Source organism: Corynebacterium felinum, from assembly GCF_030408755.1.
Lineage (GTDB): Bacteria > Actinomycetota > Actinomycetes > Mycobacteriales > Mycobacteriaceae > Corynebacterium > Corynebacterium felinum.
The window spans coordinates 2,790,858-2,810,924 of sequence record NZ_CP047209.1; the positions used below are offsets into that span (position 1 = coordinate 2,790,858).

At 55.7% G+C, this 20,067-nt stretch carries 11 protein-coding genes and 1 tRNA gene; 6 read left to right on the plus strand and 6 right to left on the minus strand.

Annotated elements, in window-relative coordinates:
* Positions 1-38: 38 nt before the first annotated feature.
* From CFELI_RS11755 to CFELI_RS11765, 3 genes are read left to right on the plus strand one after another with little or no spacing between them, the layout of a single operon-like run.
* Entirely contained in the window at positions 39-1,394 is a 1,356-nt protein-coding gene (locus CFELI_RS11755) for a GlnX family signal transduction membrane protein (protein ID WP_277103825.1), read from the plus strand.
* Positions 1,394-2,371, plus strand: coding sequence for a transporter substrate-binding domain-containing protein (locus CFELI_RS11760; RefSeq protein WP_277103826.1), 978 nt, complete (start codon positions 1,394-1,396; stop codon positions 2,369-2,371). The genes CFELI_RS11755 and CFELI_RS11760 overlap by 1 nt, the downstream gene beginning before the upstream one ends.
* Positions 2,368-4,635: a serine/threonine protein kinase gene (locus tag CFELI_RS11765; RefSeq protein ID WP_277103827.1), complete on the plus strand. Its 2,268-nt coding sequence runs from the start codon at positions 2,368-2,370 to the stop codon at positions 4,633-4,635. Before CFELI_RS11760 ends, CFELI_RS11765 begins: the two co-directional genes overlap by 4 nt.
* Positions 4,636-4,697: 62 nt before the next feature.
* Here CFELI_RS11765 and CFELI_RS11770 read toward each other — a convergent pair whose 3' ends face one another.
* The 4 genes from CFELI_RS11770 to CFELI_RS11785 form a co-directional block, all read right to left on the minus strand.
* Complete coding sequence (locus CFELI_RS11770; protein WP_277103828.1) at positions 4,698-5,864, minus strand: HNH endonuclease; 1,167 nt, start codon at positions 5,862-5,864, stop codon at positions 4,698-4,700.
* Between the two features lie 137 nt (positions 5,865-6,001).
* Positions 6,002-7,198 (minus strand): acetate kinase, encoded by a 1,197-nt coding sequence (locus CFELI_RS11775; protein ID WP_277103829.1) that lies wholly within the window; start codon positions 7,196-7,198, stop codon positions 6,002-6,004.
* A gap of 3 nt (positions 7,199-7,201) precedes the next feature.
* Complete coding sequence (pta, locus tag CFELI_RS11780; RefSeq protein ID WP_277103830.1) at positions 7,202-8,587, minus strand: phosphate acetyltransferase; 1,386 nt, start codon at positions 8,585-8,587, stop codon at positions 7,202-7,204.
* A 264-nt stretch (positions 8,588-8,851) separates the two neighbouring features.
* Entirely contained in the window at positions 8,852-15,079 is a 6,228-nt protein-coding gene (locus CFELI_RS11785) for a DUF5979 domain-containing protein (RefSeq protein ID WP_277103831.1), read from the minus strand.
* 620 nt (positions 15,080-15,699) lie between these two features.
* Between CFELI_RS11785 and CFELI_RS11790 the strand changes: the two genes are divergently transcribed.
* The 3 genes from CFELI_RS11790 to CFELI_RS11800 all read left to right on the plus strand — a co-directional run bounded on the left by CFELI_RS11790 (position 15,700) and on the right by CFELI_RS11800 (position 18,314).
* The gene (locus CFELI_RS11790; protein ID WP_277103832.1) at positions 15,700-17,067 is read left to right on the plus strand and encodes an FAD-dependent oxidoreductase; all 1,368 of its coding nucleotides are present in this window, start codon (positions 15,700-15,702) and stop codon (positions 17,065-17,067) included.
* Positions 17,068-17,305: 238 nt separating this feature from the next.
* Positions 17,306-17,800, plus strand: a complete 495-nt coding sequence (locus tag CFELI_RS11795; protein ID WP_277103833.1) for a GNAT family N-acetyltransferase — start codon at positions 17,306-17,308, stop codon at positions 17,798-17,800.
* 4 nt (positions 17,801-17,804) lie between these two features.
* On the plus strand, positions 17,805-18,314 hold the full coding sequence (locus CFELI_RS11800; protein WP_277103834.1) for a phosphoribosyltransferase: 510 nt from the start codon (positions 17,805-17,807) through the stop codon (positions 18,312-18,314).
* A 65-nt stretch (positions 18,315-18,379) separates the two neighbouring features.
* Here the strand turns inward: CFELI_RS11800 and purT are convergent, their stop codons facing one another.
* Both purT and CFELI_RS11810 read right to left on the minus strand, forming a co-directional pair.
* On the minus strand, positions 18,380-19,615 hold the full coding sequence (gene purT / locus CFELI_RS11805) for a formate-dependent phosphoribosylglycinamide formyltransferase (protein WP_277103835.1): 1,236 nt from the start codon (positions 19,613-19,615) through the stop codon (positions 18,380-18,382).
* 269 nt (positions 19,616-19,884) lie between these two features.
* Positions 19,885-19,958, minus strand: a tRNA-Gly gene (locus CFELI_RS11810).
* Between the last annotated feature and the right edge of the window lie 109 nt (positions 19,959-20,067).

Genomic DNA, 20,067 nt, shown 5'->3' on the forward strand with positions numbered 1-20,067 from the left:
TTACCAACAAACCACAACGCCAGAAAACGTGAACGCACATGGAAACACCAACAATCCTGCCAGATGACATCCAGGACCGCTGGCTCGACCACCGCACACACACCCGCAGCGCAGCCCGCAAACTCTGGCACAGCTACATCAACTTCCCCCGCGAATGGGCCCGCCAATTCATCCGCTTCGCCAAAACCACCCCCGGCACCATCACCGCCGTGATCATGCTGCTGTCAATCCTCACCCTGTCTGCAGGCATATCCATGAGCCAAATCGCAGCCGACCGCCGCAAAGACTTCGACACCCTCATCAACAACACCGAACCCGTGTCCTACATGGCACACGACATCTACTCCTCCCTCAGCTACGCCAACACCGCAGCCAGCTCCGGCTTCGTCCTCGCAGGCATCGAATCACACTCCTCCCGCAACAACTACACCGACGCCTACCAACGCGCCGCCCGCGCCATCGCCACCACCGCTAACGGAATCAACAACCCCGACAGCGAAGAAATGCGGCTCATCCAACAACTCTCCCAACAACTACCCATCTACACCGGACTCGTCGAAACCGCCTGGGCCAACAACCGCCAACAAAACCCCGTCGGAGTCGCCTACATGTCCGAAGCATCCACCCTCATGCGCGAACACATGCTGCCCGCCGCCTCCCGCCTCTACCAACTCACCAGCCACGACGTCGAAGAACAACAACAAGCACTCACCCAACCCCTCTGGCAACCCATCTCCGGACTCATCGCCGCCCTCACCGCCCTAATAGTGGCACAATTTTGGCTCGCCACCCTCACCAACCGACGCCTCAACAAAGGCATGCTCACCGCCTTCCTCCTCATGCTGCTCGCCACCAGCTGGGTCGTCACCACAGGGGTCATCACCTGGCACGCCGGATCTAAAGCCTACAACCAAGCATCCGCCCCCATCGAAGCCCTCATCAAAGCACGCATCGACGCCCAACAAACCCGCACCAACGAAATGCTCGCACTCGTCTGGCGGCAATCATTGGAAAACTCAAACAAAAACTTCGAAACCACCGCCGACTCTATTAGGGAATCACTGCAAGGTTTTTCCAATCAAACCGCACAGGATGCCGAACAAGCACTAGACACCTGGGCCAGCGCCCACGCTGCGCTCGTCGACAAGCTCAACGCTGGCGACTACGAACAAGCACAAGCACTCGCACTCGAAACAACCAACGCCCAGTCCTACACCCAACTCGACACCAACCTCGCACAACTCATCGACGACACCCGCACCACCATGCGCTCCTACATCAACCAAGGAATCGCCGCATCCACCCTCGTGTCCACCATCGTGCTCATGCTCTCGATCATCTCCGTACTTTCCCTCTGGATCGGAATCCGCCCCCGACTACAGGAGTACCTCTAATGCGACACCCCCTGAGCATCATCGCCACCGCACTCCTGCTCACCAGCTGCGCCACCCCCACCCCACAACCCGACACCCCACCCACACCCACCGTCTACCAACCCCTCCCCCAAGGCGCCACCATCGAAAAACCCGGGGACAAACCCGCAACCGAGCCAAGCACCGCCCCCCTATTAGGGAGTTTGCGGCCCGATTCGCGCAGCCCCGCCGAACGCGTGCCACACATTGTTGAGCGCGGGCGGCTGATTGTTGGGGTGGACCAGTCGCAAAACCTGTTAAGTTTCCGCGACCCCACCAGCGGACAACTACACGGATTCGAAGTCGACATTGCGCGCGAAATCGCCCGCGATGTTTTCGGTGACCCTAATAAGATCGAATTTCGCTACATCGACTCCAGCAACTGGGTGCTGGCATTAGAAAAAAACCACATCGATGTGGCGATGCGCACCATTTCTATCACCCGCAACAGGCAAGACCAAGTATTTTTCTCCACCCCCTACTTCACCGGCAACACCCGCATGCTTGTGGACAAATCCTCCCACATCATAACGCTTGACGACGTCGACGGGCACCCCATCTGCGTCACCGACACCTCCACCGGGGCCGCCCACGCCCGCGCCCGCGCCCCACACTCCGACCTTGTTGTAGTCAAATCCTCCGCCGACTGCCTGATCACCCTCCAACAAAACCAGGCAAAAGCCGTGATCACCGATGACACCATCCTCTCCGGCATGGCCGCCCAAGACCCCTCCACCACCATCGTCGGCGAATCGCTCAACAAAGAACACTACGGAATCGCCATCGCAAAATCCGGCCGCCGCCACCCCACCGACGGACTCATCCGCCAAATCAACGCCACCCTCGAACGCATCTTCACAGACGGCACCTGGCAGCACAGCTTCGACACCTGGTTCGGCGACTACCTGCCCTACCAATCCCCACCTGCCCTCAACTACCGCAAGGAGACAGCCCAATGAGCACACCCAATGAGCACACCCAAGCCGTCCCCTACAACCCCTTCGACGACGAAGACACCAGCGCACACACCACCGCAACCACATTCAACCCCTTCGACGACGACACCGACGACACCTACATCCCCCACCCCACCCCCATCGACCCCTCCGAACGCTCCCGCAACGAAGCACTGACCACCTTCCGTCAACGCCGCGCCACCCAACGCGGCGACCGCGCCGTCGCTAATGGGATGGTGCACCTGCCCTTCGTCCCTATTAAGGAAACCGAATTCCTCAACCCCGACGACATCACCGGGGTCGTCGCCCCCGCCCTTAATAAGGGGGATGTTGTGGCCGACCAATACGAAATCCTCGGCATCATCGCCCACGGCGGCATGGGCTGGATCTACCTCGCCGAAGACCGCAACGTCTCCGGGCGCATCGTCGTGCTCAAAAGCATGATGAACACCAACCCGCGCGATCACAGTGCGGCCGCCGCCGAGCGCGAATTTTTAGCCGACATCACGCACCCCGTGATCGTCAAAGCCTACAACTTCATCGACGACGAGCGTGTCGACGGCGGGCTCATCGTCATGGAGTACGCGCCCGGCCCGTCGCTACGCGAGTTGAAAAAAGAACAAGAAAACCAGCTGTTCACCATCGACATCGCCATCGGCTACATCCTCGAAATCCTCCCCGCCCTCGACTACCTGCACTCCCGCGGAGTCGTCTACAACGACCTCAAACCCGACAACATCATCGCCACCGAAGACCAAGTCAAACTCATCGACCTCGGCGCCGTCTCCGGCATCGGCGCATTCGGCTATATCTTCGGCACCAAAGGCTACCAAGCACCCGAAGTCGCAACCCACGGACCCAGCGTCGCCAGCGACATCTACACCATCGGACGCACCCTCGCCACACTCACCATCAACCTCCCCATCACCGACGGACACTACAACGACAGCCTCCCCGAACCCGACGACGAACCCCTCTTCGCCAACTACCTCAGCTACCACCGCCTATTAAAGCGCGCCTGCGACCCCACGCCGTCGAAACGCTTCTCCTCTATTAGGGAAATCGAAACCCAACTCTACGGCGTACTGCGCGAATACCTCGCCATCCACAACGGGCAACAATACCCCGCCCAACATTCACTGTTCTCCCCCCAACGCTCCACATTCGGCACCAAACACATGGTGTTCAAAACCGACCAACTCATCGACGGCATCACACGCAACGCCTCCATCACACCCCCCGAAGTCGTCGCCGCCCTCCACATCCCACTGCTCGACCGCAACGACCCCGGCGCAGCCATGATCGCCGGATCGAACTATACCGAGCCCTCCGAGGCGCTGGAGACGATGCGCGAAGCCCTCTTATTAGAGGAATTTGTTGGCAGCAAAGAAATCCCCCTCGGCATCGTGCGCAGCCTGCTTGACCTCGGCTTCACCAAAGAATCAGCACATTGGCTGGAAACCCTGCGCCCCGACCTCGGCGACGAATGGCGCTTCCAATGGTACGAAGGCATCACCAGCCTGCTTCTCGACGACTACACCCACGCCCAAACCGCCTTCAACCAAGTCTTCAACATCCTGCCCGGCGAAGCAGCCCCCAAACTTGCGCGCGCCGCAGTCAGCGAAATAATCCTTAATAAGCAAGGACTGGCCAACACCAGCCTGCTGACACCCGAAGTCGCCATTGAAGCCGCCACGCTTAAAGGCGACGTCGTCCACAACATGGCCGGGCTGTGGAACAACCTCACCCACGACCCCGTTGCCCTGCGCTACAAAGCCATCTACCTCTACGCCCTCGTGTGGGCAACCAACCCCACCACCGTCAGCTCCGCATTCGGACTCGCCCGACAGCTTGCTGCCGAAAACCAGGTAGACATGGCAGTCACCGCTCTCGACCAAGTCCCCACCGCCTCCATGCACCATCGCATGGCGCAACTAACATCCATCCTGTATCTGATCGCCGGAACCCCTAATGAGCAACGCATCCGCCGCGCCGCCCGCCGATTAGAGCAGATCCCCACAAACGAGCCGCGTTTTCTGCAGTTGCAGATTGCGATCCTTAATGGGGCATTGGGGTGGCTGCGTCGTGAGGGTTTGCAGGCGGCGGCGAGTAAGAATGATGTGTTTGATTTTCCGTTTACTCAGGAGGGTTTGCGGGTGGGGTTGGAGCGGTGTTTGCGTTTGCAGGCGCGTAGTGCGCCGTCGGCGAGTCACCGGTATCAGCTGGTGGATATGGCTAATAAGGTTCGGCCGCGCACGTGGTTCTAATGCACGACGTCTAGCCCCGGCGCCGTGTGGGGCGGGGGCGTGTGTGGGCGTCGTGAAGCTTGCTAGGTGGGTGGGCCGATGACGCGGTGTGCGTAGGCTTCGGCGTTGTATTGTTGTGCTTCGTGGCGGTTGCGTCTGATGTTGCCGCGGTAGTCGCGGTACCAGACTAGCCCGGTTGTGTGGTCGCGGAAGACGTAGCCGTGTGTGAGTTGGGTGGGGTTGTCGTCGTTGTGCAGGTTGTGGGTGTGGCACAGCGGGCAGAGGTTGTCGAGGGTGGTTGCCCCGCCGCGGGCGAAGGCTGTGATGTGGTGGATGTCGCAGCGTATGGCGTTGGTGTTGCAGTCTGCTTGTTGGCAGACGAGGTGGTTGATGATGCTGAGGAAGCGGTCGTCGGCGTCGGCGAGTCGTTTGATTTCGAAGGTTTGTTGGGCGCGGGCGACGCCGTCTTCGCCGCGGTAGCAGGCGACAGCGAAGCCGAGTTCGCGCACCCGTTCGTCGACCAATTCCCTAATGGAGAGGACGGTGCCGTCTGTGCTGACTACTTTGCCCGCTTCGAGTGCGTGGGCGTCGTCGAGGGGGACGAGGATGCAGGGGCGGTAGCGTAGGTCGCGTGGGTTGTTGGGGTTTTCCCAGTGTTCTGTGTGTTCGTGGGTTGGGGTGGGGTTGGTGATGGTGGTGTAGAGGGCGAGGGCGTGGCCTTCTTGTTCGCTGACTGCGTCGCCGTTGGCGGCGTGGGTGCGCGCGTGTGGAGTCAGTATGGCTTGGATGCGGTCGACGTGGGCTGCGGGGAGTTTGGCGATGATGTATTTCATGCCGTCGGCGTCGGGGTTGCCGGAGTAGCGCACGAACCAGGCGCGGTGTTTTTCGTAGCCTTCGTTGAGTTGTTTGATGTGGGCTCGAATGTAGGTTGCTGTGTCGTTGTGGCTGAAGTTTTTGCAGGTGTCGATGAGTTCGGCGCGCAGTTGCGCCGGGTCGATGTTGGGGTTGGTCAGTCGCTTGCCGACGCCGGCAATCTCACGCAACCTATCGATACTGTAGCCGTGGGTTGCGGCTGTTTCGAGTTCTGCGCGCCCGAGGGTGTCTGCAATGTTGAAAAGTTGGGAGGCGCGGCTTAATGCGATGTCGAGCTCCAGCGCGAGTTCGTGCTTGGTCCACTTGTTGTCTTGGATTTCAAGCACGAGCTGCGCCCCTAATGGGGCGAGTTGGGCGTGGCGTTCGACGAGGTTCATAGTTTTGATTTAAATCCCCCTATTAGGGGTTCTCAACTCGAAATGGCGTGAGAAGAAACACTGCTATTTTTGGGAACGTTTTGGGTGTTTTTTCAGTCTCATGGGAAAACCCCAACCGGGTGTGGTTGGGGTTTTTGTTAGCTGGCCAGCTGTTTTGCGTATCTGGCGATGGCGAGTTCTTCGTTTGTGGGGACGACCCAGACTTGGACGGTGGAGTCGTCGGTGGAGATGAGTCGGGGTTGGTCGGAGCGGATTTTGTTGCGCTCGGGGTCGATTATGATGCCGTACATCTGGAGGTTGTCGAGGGCGTCGGCACGCACGAAGTCTGCGTTTTCGCCGACGCCTGCGGTGAAGGTGATGGCGTCGACGCGGCCGAGTGCGATCATGTAGCTGCCGATGTAGCGGCGGAGTTGGTGGATGTAGATGTTGTAGGCGAGCCAGGCGTCTTGGTTGCCTTCGTCGGTCATGCTGCGCAGTTCGCGGAAGTCGTTGACTCCTGCGATGCCTTTGACGCCGGATTTTTTATTGAGCAGGGTGTCGATTTCGTCGATGCTCATGCCGGCGGTGCGGTGGAGGTGGAAGACGATGCCTGGGTCGATGTCGCCGGAGCGGGTGCCCATGACGAGTCCTGCGAGTGGGGTCATGCCCATGGAGGTGTCGATGGGTTGTCCGCCTTGGATGGCGGCGCAGGAGGAGCCGTTGCCGAGGTGCAGTGTGATTTGGTTGATGTCTTCGGCTGGTTTCCCTAATAGGGTGGCGACTTTCTGGGAGACGTATTCGTGGCTGGTGCCGTGGAAGCCGTAGCGTCTGACGCCGTGGTTGATGGCGGTTTGTGCGTCGATGGCGTAGAGGGCTGCGGCGGGTGGCATGCCGTTGAAGAAGCCGGTGTCGAAGACTGCGACGTGGGGGATGTTGGGCAGTAGGCTGCGGGCGACGTCGATGCCGTCGATGTTGGCGGGGTTGTGCAGGGGTGCCAGGGGGATGAGGTCGCGGATCATGTCGACGATTTCGTCGGTGATGATTTCGGGTTTGCTGAACAGGATGCCGCCGTGGACGACGCGGTGGCCGACGGCGACGAGGTCGACGTCGGTGGGTCCGCAGCCGACGTCGCTCATGAGGTTAAAGGCGAGGTCGAGGCCTGCGGAGTGGTCTTTGATGGGGGCTTCGAGGACGTGTTTGTCACCGTTGTGTTTTAGGGTGATGCGTCCGTGGGGTTCTCCGATTTGTTCGACGAGTCCGGAGGCGAAGGGGTCGTCGGTGGCGTGTTGGTCGGGGTCGACGAGTTGGAATTTGATGGAGGATGATCCGGAGTTGAGGACGAGGACGAGTGCCATGGTTTAGGACTCCTTCATACCTGCTGCTTGGATGGCGGTGATGGCGACGGTGTTGACGATATCGGGTACGGTTGCGCCGCGCGAGAGGTCGTTGACGGGCTTGTTCAAACCTTGCAGGATGGGGCCAACTGCGAGTGCATGGCCGGTGCGCTGGGCGGTTTTGTAGCCGATGTTGCCTGCTTCGAGGTCTGGGAAGATGAAGACGTTTGCTTGGCCGGCAACGGCAGATTCGGGCATTTTTTTCTTTGCGACGCCGGGGTCGACGGCTGCGTCGAACTGCAGCGGGCCGTCGACAAGCACGGCTGGATCGAGGCTGCGGGCGTGGTTGACTGCGGCAACACAGCGGTCGACGTCGGGGCCGGTGCCGGAGGTGCCGGTGGAGTAGCTGAGCATGGCGACGCGGGGTTCGATGCCGAATTGGGCGGCGGTGCGTGCGGAGACCACGGCGATTTCGCCGAGTTGTTCGGCAGTCGGGTTGGGGTTGACCGCGCAGTCTCCGAAGGCCCAGAGGCGTCCGCGCATCACCATGAGGAAGATGGAGGAGACAACGGAGGCGCCGGGTTGGGTTTTGATGATTTGGAAGGAAGGCTTAATGGTGTGGGCGGTGGTGTGGGCAGCACCAGAGACCATGCCGTCGGCAAGGCCTTTGTGGATCATCATGGTGGCGAAGTAGGAGATGTCGCCCATGGTTTCGTGGGCGGATTCTTCAGTCACACCTTTGTGTTTGCGCAGTTCGAAGAAGTCGGCGGCGAACTCTTCGCGCAGTGGGCTGTGATCGGGATCGAGCAGTTGTGCTTTGCTGAGATCCACCCCGAGTTCCTGACTGCGTTCCCTAATAGAGTCGGGGTTGCCAAGAATGGTCAGTTCGCAGACGTCTTCGGCCAGTAGTTGGCCAGCGGCGGTGAGGATGCGGTCGTCGTCGCCTTCGGGCAGGACGATGTGGGCGCGCTTCTCTTTGGCTTTGGCTAAAAGCCAGTGCTCGAAGACGTCGGCGTTCATGACGACCTCGACGTCGGTGGTGGCGACTGCTGCGGCGAGCGCGGCGTAATCAGGGGTTTCGGTGGCGACGTCGATAAGCACGGCGCCGAGTTCTTCAGCTTCGGTGCGGGCTAGTTTCACGCCGAGTTCGTCGGTGTCGGCGAGAACGATGACACCGACGCCCAGTGCGGCGGCGGCGCGCAGGTCAAAGTTGTAGTTGCCGGTGCCGGTGTAGAGCACTGCTTCGTCGGTGGCGTGGGCGAGCGCGTTGGCGATGGTGGGTTCGCCGTCCACGAGTGGGCGGATGGTGACGTTGAGGTGCTGGGCGAGTTGTTCTACTTCTGACTCAACGAATGGTCGGCCAACGGTGGTGACAAGAACAGAGCGGCGGGTGTTTTGAGCCTGGGTCACGTGAAGATCCCTTCCGAAGTGTTATGGGCTGTGTTTTCAACAGTATTGTCACCCAGCAAAGAGTTTCGCGGGTGTGAATCAACCCATAAGTTTACAGGTTCGTCATCTACAACACATACACTCTCGCAACTTTTATCGATCCGTATTTTCAGCACCCAAACGCGCCTGAAGAAAACTGCTGCTTAACGCATAAAAAAACCCTTATGCTTTCTCGGTATGTGAAAGCATAAGGGTGTTTATTTGTGTCACAGGTTACGCGCGCTATTAGCGGTTGCGACGGCGCATGAGGAATGCTCCGGCACCAACGAGCAGCAACGCGACAAACAGTAGCCAGATCACGTTCGCGCCGGTTTCGGCGAGTTGTGGCTTGGCGGATTCAGGTTGTGGCTGATCCTTTGCCTGACCTTTCACTTTAGCCTTGCCCGCTTCTGGGGCAGACTGAGTTGCTGGCGCTACCTGCACACCTTCAGCTGGTGGCTGTGGTTGTGCGTTTTCTGGCAGCTTTGGCAGCAGGGCGATGATGCCTGCACCGATGGGGATCAGGGCGAGAACACCCAGCAGTGGGATGAGGTTGGTGTACTTGTTTTCAAAATGCACCACGACCTTGCTGTCCTTAACTGCTACCTCCACGGTCTTGGGTGCTTCTGCCTTGAGCGAGTAGCCGTCGCGCTTGGCTTTGGCTTCGTCTTCGGCAACGGTGCACTTCACACCGGTGGGCACTGCGGCATTGAGGATGGTTTCGGTGCCGTCACCTGGCACTAGGACGCGTCCTTCAGCGACCACGTTGTTGTGTCCGTCGCGGCAGGTGTAGGTGAAGTCGAAGCTTTGCGACGCCCACTTCTGCTCACCTGTTACCGTCTTGACCACCGCAAGTGGGGCCACATCACGGGTGTAGCTGTTGGTGATGGTGATGCTGCGGGCGGCGTCGTCAAGCACAGCAGGGGCAACCTCGCCGAGTGTGTAACCTGCAAATTGCGCGGAATCGAGATTCTCTGTCACCTCGCAACGCGCGCCCTTGGCAAAGGACTTCGCGGTGGCAACTGGGGTGCCGTCACCTGGTACCAGCAGGGTTTCCGTGACCTCACCTGCAATCGGATCGGTGCAGCGCAGCTTAAACTCAAACTTCTGCTGCGCAGCATCAGCAGGAAGATCACCGGCAAGCTTCTTAGCAACCTGGAATGTCGCAAACTCCGTGCTGTACTTGTTCACCAACGCAACCTCAGCAGTAGCAGACGGTGCCGCGCTGATACGCACCACACCATCAGCCGGGGTGGATGTTGCTTCCAGCACCGCAAATTGAGCCTGTGCCGCGGCAACATCTTCAGTGAAAGTACACTCACCCTCGGGCAGACGCTCAATCGACTGCTGGTAGTTATTGTCCTTGCTCAAGGTCAACGTACCCGTAGTTGGTGCAAAACCATCACCCAGCGGGCTGTTAACAACAGGGGTGCACTGGTAATTCACGGTGAATGCTTCAGGCGCAAGCGCGGCAGCATTACCAATCACCGACTTGGAGACCACAACCGAATCTTCCAGCACGGTGTAGTTATTTTCCAGACTAATCTCGTTAGCACCGGTACCAACCACAATTTCAGCACCAGCCTTATGTGCAAGGCTCATGCCGTTGACTTTCGCGGCCTCCATATCTTCAACCACGTGGCAGCGGGCACCCAATGGGATACCTGCAACAGTCTGGCCAGCATCGCCTGCTGGGACCATGAGGTCACGGCTAAATTCTGCACCATTGTGGGTACACACCAGTTGCGCCTTGAAGGCGGTTGGGACGCTAGGCTGAGCAGTTTCAGGCTTGACGTTGACTGCCTTCTTCACCACGACGTCGGCTACTGCCCACTTGTAGGTATTAGTGAATTCAACAGTCTTTGCCCCATCCACCACAACGGTTTGTGCTGGGCTGACAGTAAGGAATTCGAAACCTGGAACTTCTGTCTTCGAAGGGTCCGCATCTTCGCTGATCTCGCAGCTGGTGCCGACACTGACCGTGCCAAGGGAAACAGTCTGGCCTGCAGCTACAGCCACAGTGCCTTCCTTAACACCTGCAACTGCATCCTCACAGCGGTAGTTGAAGTTAAACTTCTTGCCTTCCGCAGCCTTCTCAAGGTCAGCCTGGGTGCCACCGTTGACAGCATCAAGAACAATGTTCTTCTTCACCGCAATCTCAGCAACATCCTTGTTATAGGTGTTAGTGAAAGTCACACCCAGTGTTTCCTTATCACCCACGGTGAATTCCTGGCTCGATGCACCGTCAACCTTTGGCGAAGCAACATCACCACGCGTAAACACGGAGGACACTACAGCATCCACCCCTGCAATCTGCGCAGGATCAACCTCAGTGACGGTGCACTTACCAGCTGGAACATCGAATTTCGCTGGTGTACGCGGGGTCACTGTGTATTCAGCAGGTGCAAATGGTGCCCGCGACAGTGTTTCGCATTGGACACGGAACTTGTATTCCTGATCAAGGTGACCTTCACCGCTAATACGATCAATCACTGTGCCGTTGACGACCTTGGACAGGTTCACGGTAGACTTCTGCGCCTCGTAGGTGTTGGTCACAGTGATCTTATTTTCGGCACCGGCGCCAATAGTGATGGTTTCACCATTGTCATGGGTGTGGGTGTAGCCAACAAAGCCTGCAGCCTTTTCCTCTACACGACAGGTCGCACCGACTGGAATACGCGGCACTGTAATTTCCTGATCAGCCCGAAGCTCAATTTCCTGATCAGCCAACGGCTGACCTGCAAGTTCACACTTCAGAGTAGCGTCAAACAGTGTCGGCAATTGAGGCTTTTCAGTATCAGGAATCGCGTTAACAATCTTCGCTACCTTTAGTTCGGTAGGCGCTTGCTTGTATGTATTAGTGAACGTGTGGGTTTGGTCATTTTGACCCTTATTCACAGTCACAAATTCGTAGCCACTAATATCTCGCGTATTTTGCTGTTCATCAACCTTACAGGTAGTCCCAACACTGAAACGACCACCGGGGTACACGATTGGGACTGGATTGCCATCACCCTTCGCTGTGACCATACCAGTCTTATTCCCTGCAAGCGGATCCTCACAAGTCCACTGGAAATTGAAGTCATGCTGTTGAGCAGCAAGTGCTAAGTGCTCAGCTAGGCCACCATTCACATTGTCAAATTCTACGTTCTTCTGTACAAAAATCGTTGTGAATCGTGCGTCATAGGTGTTCGTGAAAGTGACTTTCTTTGCGTCACCAGTCTCGAATGTAATAGGAGTCGTAGCTACGCTCGTACCATTGTCACCGTCACTGCTAACCCACGAGGTATCAGGAAGGATGTCCTTGATTTCAACGACTTCTTCATCAACTGTACAAGTACCAACTGGAACCTTAACCGGTTGTGAATCCACGCCTCGTTTGAGGGTAACTCGCTCACGGAATTCCGCGCCCACTTCAGGAGTACACCTGATATCAAAGGTGAAATCAACATCAGCCTGGTTCGGCTTGGGGTTTTCCCTATCAATGATCTCGATAGCCGGACCAGCAACTACCTTGTGCAACACCAACGTTGCTTCACGCTTGCTAAATGCGTTTGTCACATTTACTTCAAGCTTGGCGTTTTCGCGCACTTCAAAGTTGGTAGAACCATCAGCCGCATTGGTAATTGCAACACTGTTGAAGTTGTAACCTGCTGCCTTAGCGTCGTTGACCAATGCATCTTGATTAATTTCTTCAAAAGTACAGGCACCGACTGGAACTTCAATTTCCTGCGATGGAGTTCCCGGAACCACATTTACAACATCAGTTGTTTGACCACAGGTGTATCGAACTGGGTAGCTACGAGCCTTCAGCTCGGCGCTTTCAATGTCAGGATCAACGATCTTATTGATCTGAATAACACCAGTCTTGCCCGACCACTTGTTGGTCAGCGTAACCACATTTTCAGCTGGAGCGCCAGTGACAACCACACGGTTTTCAGGAACAGAGAATTCATGCCCAACGTAGTTCGAAGTTGGAGTATTCCAAGCATCGCCTACTGGTTGGGTTTCTTGCAATGTACAAGACGAACCCAAAGGAATTCCTGATACCTCTAATGGGTTGTTTTCAGAGACATTTCGAGTGACATCTGCGTTCCCACAGTTGTAAGTCACTTCAAACTCTGTGGGGAAGCCTGCACCTGCATCAGCTGGTCGTGGAAGAACCTTCTTGTTCAGTGTGAAACCACCGGTAGGCAGCTTGTATTTATTGGTGACCGTATGAGAAACAGGATCTTGATCAGCTGCGCCGACGGTAACCTGCTCATCGTTGCCTTCTTGGGTCAAGATGTACAAGCCACGCTCGGAAGTGTCACGATCTTCAGTGATCGTACATTTTTGACCTTCTTTAAGATTCGGAACCTCGATACCAGCAGCGTTATTAGCCGGAACCTTGATCGGGAATCGTTGGTCACCGCAGACTACTGTGACGTCAAATTCCTCGTTCGAGAATTTTTCAACTTCAGCATTATTGCCATCGAAGTGCTCAACGGAACGCTTCTTCACCACAATCTTGCTGAACTTCTTGTAATCATTACGAATCTCAACTACTGAACCGCCAGCTTCAACCACAATATTCTGTGGTGTAGCAAGATTGACAAAGTATCCTGCAGGAGCATTCGGGGCTTGAGTTTCGGCCACTACACAGGTTGCGCCAACCTCAACATCATTAAGTTCGACTTCCGAACCGTTGCCAGTAATATCCGCTGCCCCTTGAGTACCATCCGAACAGGCATAAGAAACCTTAAAGGTCTCGGCATTTGCTGCCTCCAAGTTGCCATCTCGATAAACAACTTTCTTTGCTTTGAGCTTGGCAAGTTCTGTACGCGCTTGATTCTTCACCTTCACGTTCACAAACTTATCCGTGTCTGGCATATCGGCTACCAGTGGACCTGCAGCAAAGTTACCCTGATCCTTGCTAAACGTCGGAGTACCCCAGACGACGTTGCCAACGGCAGGAAGATTCGGTTCAGAGATCGTTACTTTGGTCCCGTATGGAAGATACAGTGGATTCTGTTTTACGCCAGCTTGAACCTCAACCTTAATTGTTCCGCCAGTTCGGTCCGCATTGTATTTAACCTTGGGGTACGTGGCGTCCTGCTCGGGATAGAGCTGTTCAAATGGCTGCATCCCATCAACATTGGGATACGTGCCATTGTTATTGGTACCAGGGAACTTGTAGTCAATATGAACTTCAAACTTCTGCCCGTCTGAGACATGCTTAATTCCGCTACCTTCGATTTCCTTGTCGATGGCTAATTTCGCATATCCTGGCTTAGTTTCCGCTTCTGCACCTGCGGCAATTGTTTGACTACGCGATGCAGTGGCATTTAAGGAAGTACCTTCGATCGTGACGTTATTGCGGTAGACAAAACCCGGTGTTGGTTTACCACCCTCAAACTTCACGGGGATACTCACCGAGTAGTTAGCATCTGGACGGAAAGGTCCTGTTAAAACGATCTTTAATGCCGCGCCGTCCTTTTCAAGGCGCACTTTGAAAGTGCCATGACCTTCTTGAGTCGCTTGCGCAGTGTTATCTGTTCCTGTCACCCCAACAAGCTCTACTCGCTTCGCTGGAATATCAAACTTACTATTTTGGAAATACAAAAGATGCGACTCATTGAGCGAATAGTTCATCTTCGGCCCGAGATAGTCGACAAGAGTAACTGTATTCTCAGTTTTCCCATCAAAAGTTGTGGTGTCACCGCGCTTGCTCAAGTCTTCTTGAAGTCTACGAGTATTAAACTGCACCGACCAAGCAGTGCCCGCGACAGGCTGGCCATTGCCTCCGACTGCACCAAAAGGACTAACAGACTTAGAAAGCGCCAATCTGTCATTGTAGGTAGCAGGGAGCTTGCCCTTAATCCCCTGGCCCTTAGGCAACGGAATTTGCTTAGTTTCTCCATTGATGACAAAAGGAAGGCTAGTTTCAGTACTCGACTGATCCACACTTAACAAAGCAAAACCACGACCGGTCAGTGGCATAAAACGCTCAGCCCGAAGTTTCTCCGGCTCATCATTAAATACACACTGAAGCTTTGCCCCTTGCTCCACTCCCTTACATGTACCAATCGTCAGGGGCGAAGGTCCACCTGCCCTCGGATTCGACATCGTAATTGGGAAAGGCTGGAAGCTCTGCCCACCATTCAATTTGAAATGTTCGGGTAGTTGAACTTCAAAATAGTCACCTTCAACAACCAAGGCATTCGAAGCGTCAAACTTAAACTTCATCTTTGCCAAGTTGGTTTGCTGAATTAATCCGGAATCCTGTTCCGTGCCACTGGCATCTGATGTCGCCAGATCAATATCAACCTTCACTTTTTCATTAAGCTGCTCAGCTTGCGCTTGCGGCGCTGAGAAAAACGTGGGCACAACCACCACTTGGGCGATCAGTGCCAACACTGCGCAGAGAAGAAGAACCAGCCTACCTTTCGTTAAAAAGGCGCGGTCTGCTCCTGCGGATCGCTTTTTATTCATCACTACAAAGTCTTCCTATTAGCGTGTACTAATATGCGTTCGCACCAAGGCGCAGCTAAAAGCACGCCTAAATGCTTATGAAAATTAGATTAACATTGGGCTAATTTTATGCAAGGCTAGTTATCAATTTTTCTAAGGTCGATTCTCAGCTTGGGCTTGAGAACATTGTTCTCGCGACAACTTTTTTCTAGGATGGCGTTTTAGTGTCAAATTTTCCAAAGCTGCACCACGGCCCATACCGACAACCTGCTTCAATAACGAAGGTTCTATTTGTTAACCAATCCCTTAAGCACTCAATGAGAGGGCATGGAGTACCTAATCTCTCAGCAAATCTTAACGTTTTCTAAGAAATAGTGAGTGTGGACGCTTTTTATTCTTATGATTTTTTTATCTTGTTGGCGGCTTTCGCACCACATTCCCTACCCCCTTTTAAACCCCCATTGCCTAAAAACTGCTGGTGACACTCAAAGTTGCGACAGCACCTGGGTACATACACCGCAGCCACGGCGTCGATAAGCGACATTCCCTCACCGAAAAGAAAAGAGTAAAGTATCACACCAGCATGGCTACACTAAGCCCCACGCTTTCCACACACGAAACCAAAGGATGTAACACACACGATGTCTGAATCACGCCCGTTGCGCGTTGCAATTGTCGGAGCCGGCCCCGCAGGAATTTACGCTTCCGACCTTTTGATGAAATCGGGGCAGGAAGTCCACATTGACCTTTTTGAGCGTATGCCAGCCCCCTTCGGCCTGATCCGCTACGGTGTCGCACCCGACCACCCACGCATCAAAGGCATCGTCAACTCCCTGCACAACGTCATGAGCAAACCCAACCTGCGCTTCCTCGGCAACGTCGACATCGGCGGGGAAATTAGCGTTGGCGAACTCAAAAAATTCTACGATGCCATTATTTTCTCAACCGGGGCAGTCGCCGACCGCGACCTAACCATTCCCGGCCAAGACCTTGAAGGCTCCCACGGCGCCGCAGAATTCGTCGGATTCTACGACGGCAACCCAGAATTCGAACGCAACTGGGATCTCTCCGCCGAAAAAGTCGCAGTCATCGGCGTCGGTAACGTCGGCCTCGACGTCGCCCGCATCCTGGCCAAGACCGGCGACGAGTTGCTGGTCACCGAAATCCCCGACAACGTCTACGCCTCCTTGAAAGAAAACAAGGCTAAAGAAGTACACGTATTCGGTCGCCGCGGCCCAGCCCAAGCAAAATTCACCCCGCTTGAGCTCAAAGAACTCGACCACTCCCCCACCATCGAAGTAGTGGTCAACCCCGAAGACATCGACTACGATGCCGCATCCGAGCAAGCACGCCGCGACTCCAAATCCCAAGACCTCGTGTGCCAAACCCTCGAACAATACGCCATGCGCGACCCCAAAGGCGCACCGCACAAACTATTTATCCACTTCTTCGAATCCCCCGTGGAAATCCTCGGCGAAAACGGCAAAGTTGTGGGGCTGAAAACCGAACGCATGCAACTCGACGGCGACGGCGGTGTGGTAGGCACCGGCGAATTCAACATCTGGGATGTGCAAGCCGTCTACCGTGCCGTGGGTTATCGCTCCGACGCCATTAAAGACGTGCCTTTCGACGCCAACAAGGCCGTGATCCCCAACGACGGCGGACACGTCATCAACCCCGACACCGGGGACAAAGTCCCAGGGCTTTACGCCACCGGCTGGATCAAACGCGGCCCAGTTGGTTTGATCGGCAACACCAAATCGGATGCGAAAGAAACCACCGAAATGCTGCTCGCCGACTGGGCAGCAGGTGAACTTGAACCCACCGACACCCCGCAGCTAGAGGCAGTCATCGACTTCCTCAAGGCCAAGAACATTGCCTACACCACCTGGGATGGTTGGCACCGACTCGATACTGCTGAGCGGGAACTCGGCGCACCAGAAGGCCGCGAGCGCAAAAAGATCGTCGAGTGGGACGACATGGTTTCCCACGCACGCCACGACGCATAAACACTTTTCGCCCGCACACTTTATCGCCCCCTATGCTCCACAACACCGGCATCTGCGGTGTTCGTGGTGTTCAAGGGGGCGATAGTGCTATGTGCACCCCACATCTTTGGTAGGCAGACGGCACTAGATAATGTTGTGCTTAAACAAACACTCTAGTTAGTTAAATGAGACCTTAACCTCGGCTTATTTGAAAAAATCACAGACCCTACCCCACCACTTGCAGGTAGTCTGGACTCTTATGTCACCGTCTTTGTACTATGCCTTCGACCCTTTGCACCGACTCAACCCCCGCGAAGTACACCAACTGTACAAGCTCAGAGTCGATGTCTTTGTCCACGAACAACAATGCCCCTACGCCGAAATCGACGACACCGACGCGCTCGATAGCACCATGCACGTGCAAACCTACACCATTGCCGATAAAGAACTTATCGCCTGCGCGCGTATCTATCCCGAAAACGGGCGCTACCACCTCGGGCGTGTCGTGGTGCGCAAAAACCACCGCGGCCAAGGCTTGGGCAAAGAACTGATGCACCAAACCTTGCGTTATGCCTTCGAACAGCACCCCGATTGGGATGTCTACTTGGAAGCGCAGGTAGCCCAAGAAAAGTTTTATGGCGACTTCGGTTTTGTCCGCTGCGGGCACAACTTCGACTGGGATGGGGTAGAGCATATTCCTATGCTGCTGAAAAGCGCTGATTTAGTGAAGTCATTTAGAAACACAGTAGAGTGATTCTATGGCTTACCACGCAGACTCCGCTGAACTCATCCACAAAGAGGTCCTCACTTGGGAGGGCTTCGGCGATGCCAACCGCGAATTGGCACAAACTATCGCCGACTCCGGATTCGACCCTGAAATCATCATCGCCGTTGCCCGCGGTGGCCTCGTCCCCGCCGGCGCATTATCCTACTCGCTGGGTGTGAAACTCTCCGACGCCATGAACGTGGAATTCTACACCGACGTGCACCAAACCCTCCCCGATCCCATCCTGCTGGAGCCACTGCTCGACACCAACTCCATCAGGGGCAAGCGTCTACTGGTTGTTGACGATGTTGCCGACTCCGGTCGCACCCTCGCGCTCGTGATCGAGCTGCTCAAAGAACAAGGTGCTGAAGTGAAAACTGCCTGCATTTACGCAAAGTCGCGCACCATCGTGCAGCCGGACTTTGTGTGGAAGCACACCGACGAGTGGATTGTCTTCCCCTGGTCGGCACAACCCCCAGTCACCCCACGCAGTGAAAACTAAAGAACACAAACCCTTCCACGTCCTTATCCCGTTCTCACCCCCAGGGATAAGGACGTGTTCTTTTCCTAGTGTTCCTTACACGCGTGCACTGTAATCGCGGCCGCTGCACTTCGCGCCCGCTCACGCGCCTGCGCCACATCCGGGGCAGTCGATAACGCCACCCCCATGCGCCTGCGCATATGCGCGTTCGGTTTACCAAACAAGCGCACATCCGTTTCCGGCACCGCCAGCGCCTGACTCAACCCACCAAAGCGCACCGCCGCTGACTCACACCCACCATAGATCACCGCTGAGGCACCCGGGGAGGTGAGGGTGACGTCGATAGGCAAGCCCAAAATAGCGCGCGCATGCAGCTCGAACTCGCTGAAGCGTTGCGACGCCATGGTCACCATTCCCGTATCGTGCGGGCGCGGCGACACCTCAGAGAAGTAAACATCATCGCCGGCCACAAACAGCTCCACACCAAACACACCCCGACCACCCAAAGCATTGGTGATCCGAGCAGCCACGCTGCGGGCATTTTCCAACGCCACCTGACTCATGCGGGCTGGCTGCCAGCTTTCCACATAATCGCCCTCGTGCTGCTTATGCCCAATCGGCTCACAGAACCAAGTCGCATCCTCACCAGTCACCGGATCAATGGAACGCACGGTCAGCAGCGTAATCTCATAATCAAAGGTGACATAGCGTTCCACAATCACCTTCTTCGAACCCGCACCCGGTGCCTGCACTGTATGCCCACCTGTTTGCGCATAATCCCACGCCGCAGCCACATCATCTGGGCCGCGCAACACCGACTGCCCCTTACCGGAAGAACTCATCAACGGCTTGACCACACAAGGGAAACCCAACGCAGCAATCGCCTCCACATACTGATCAAAATTTGATGCAAAACGATACGCGCTAGTTGGAAGCCCCAACTGTTCGTTCGCGAGACGACGAATCCCCTCCCGATCCATGGTCAGTTGAGTTGCCCGCGCCGTGGGAATCACCGTGACCCCTGCCTGTTCAATCTCCCCCAAAATATCGGTGGCCAGTGCCTCAATCTCAGGCACAATGTAGTCAGGGCGCACATACGCTACCAATTCCCTTACCGCCTCGGCATCAGTCATATCAATGGTGTAACTAAAGTGAGCCACCTGCTGCGCGGGGGCATGCTCGTAGCGGTCAACCGCATGCACCTCCACGCCAAGGCGCTGAAATGCAATAACGACTTCTTTACCCAGCTCCCCGCTGCCAAAAATCATGACGCGGGTGGAGTCCGCCGCAAGCGGAGTGCCAATGGTATCGGGAGTATACATAGACGTAAATATTAGTCGAGCCAACCCCCACAGCGCAGGACACTTACGCACCAACACACCGGCAAAGTTTGGTACCCACCACCGACAGCCCGTGACCCAATAACAGCACTAAAGGCAAGGGCAAGCAACGGCGTCGAAAAGCAAAGCCGACACAACAGGGTGAAATTTTGTCCCTCAAGCCTGAAAAACAGCGCTGTTATGGCGACAATAAAAAATGAGCCGAGACTATAGTTTATACTATAATCCCAGCTCATCATATATTTTCAGAGTGGAGCTGGCGACGGGAATCGAACCCGCGCCGTCTGCTTGGGAAGCAGAAGTTCTGCCATTGAACTACGCCAGCATGTGCCCTAGGCACGATGAAGATATTAGCACTTATCACCGAAAATACCTAGCGCAACACCCCACAAGCGCTAAGGGTGGACATTCCCTTAGCACCTTGTGAAGTTTTG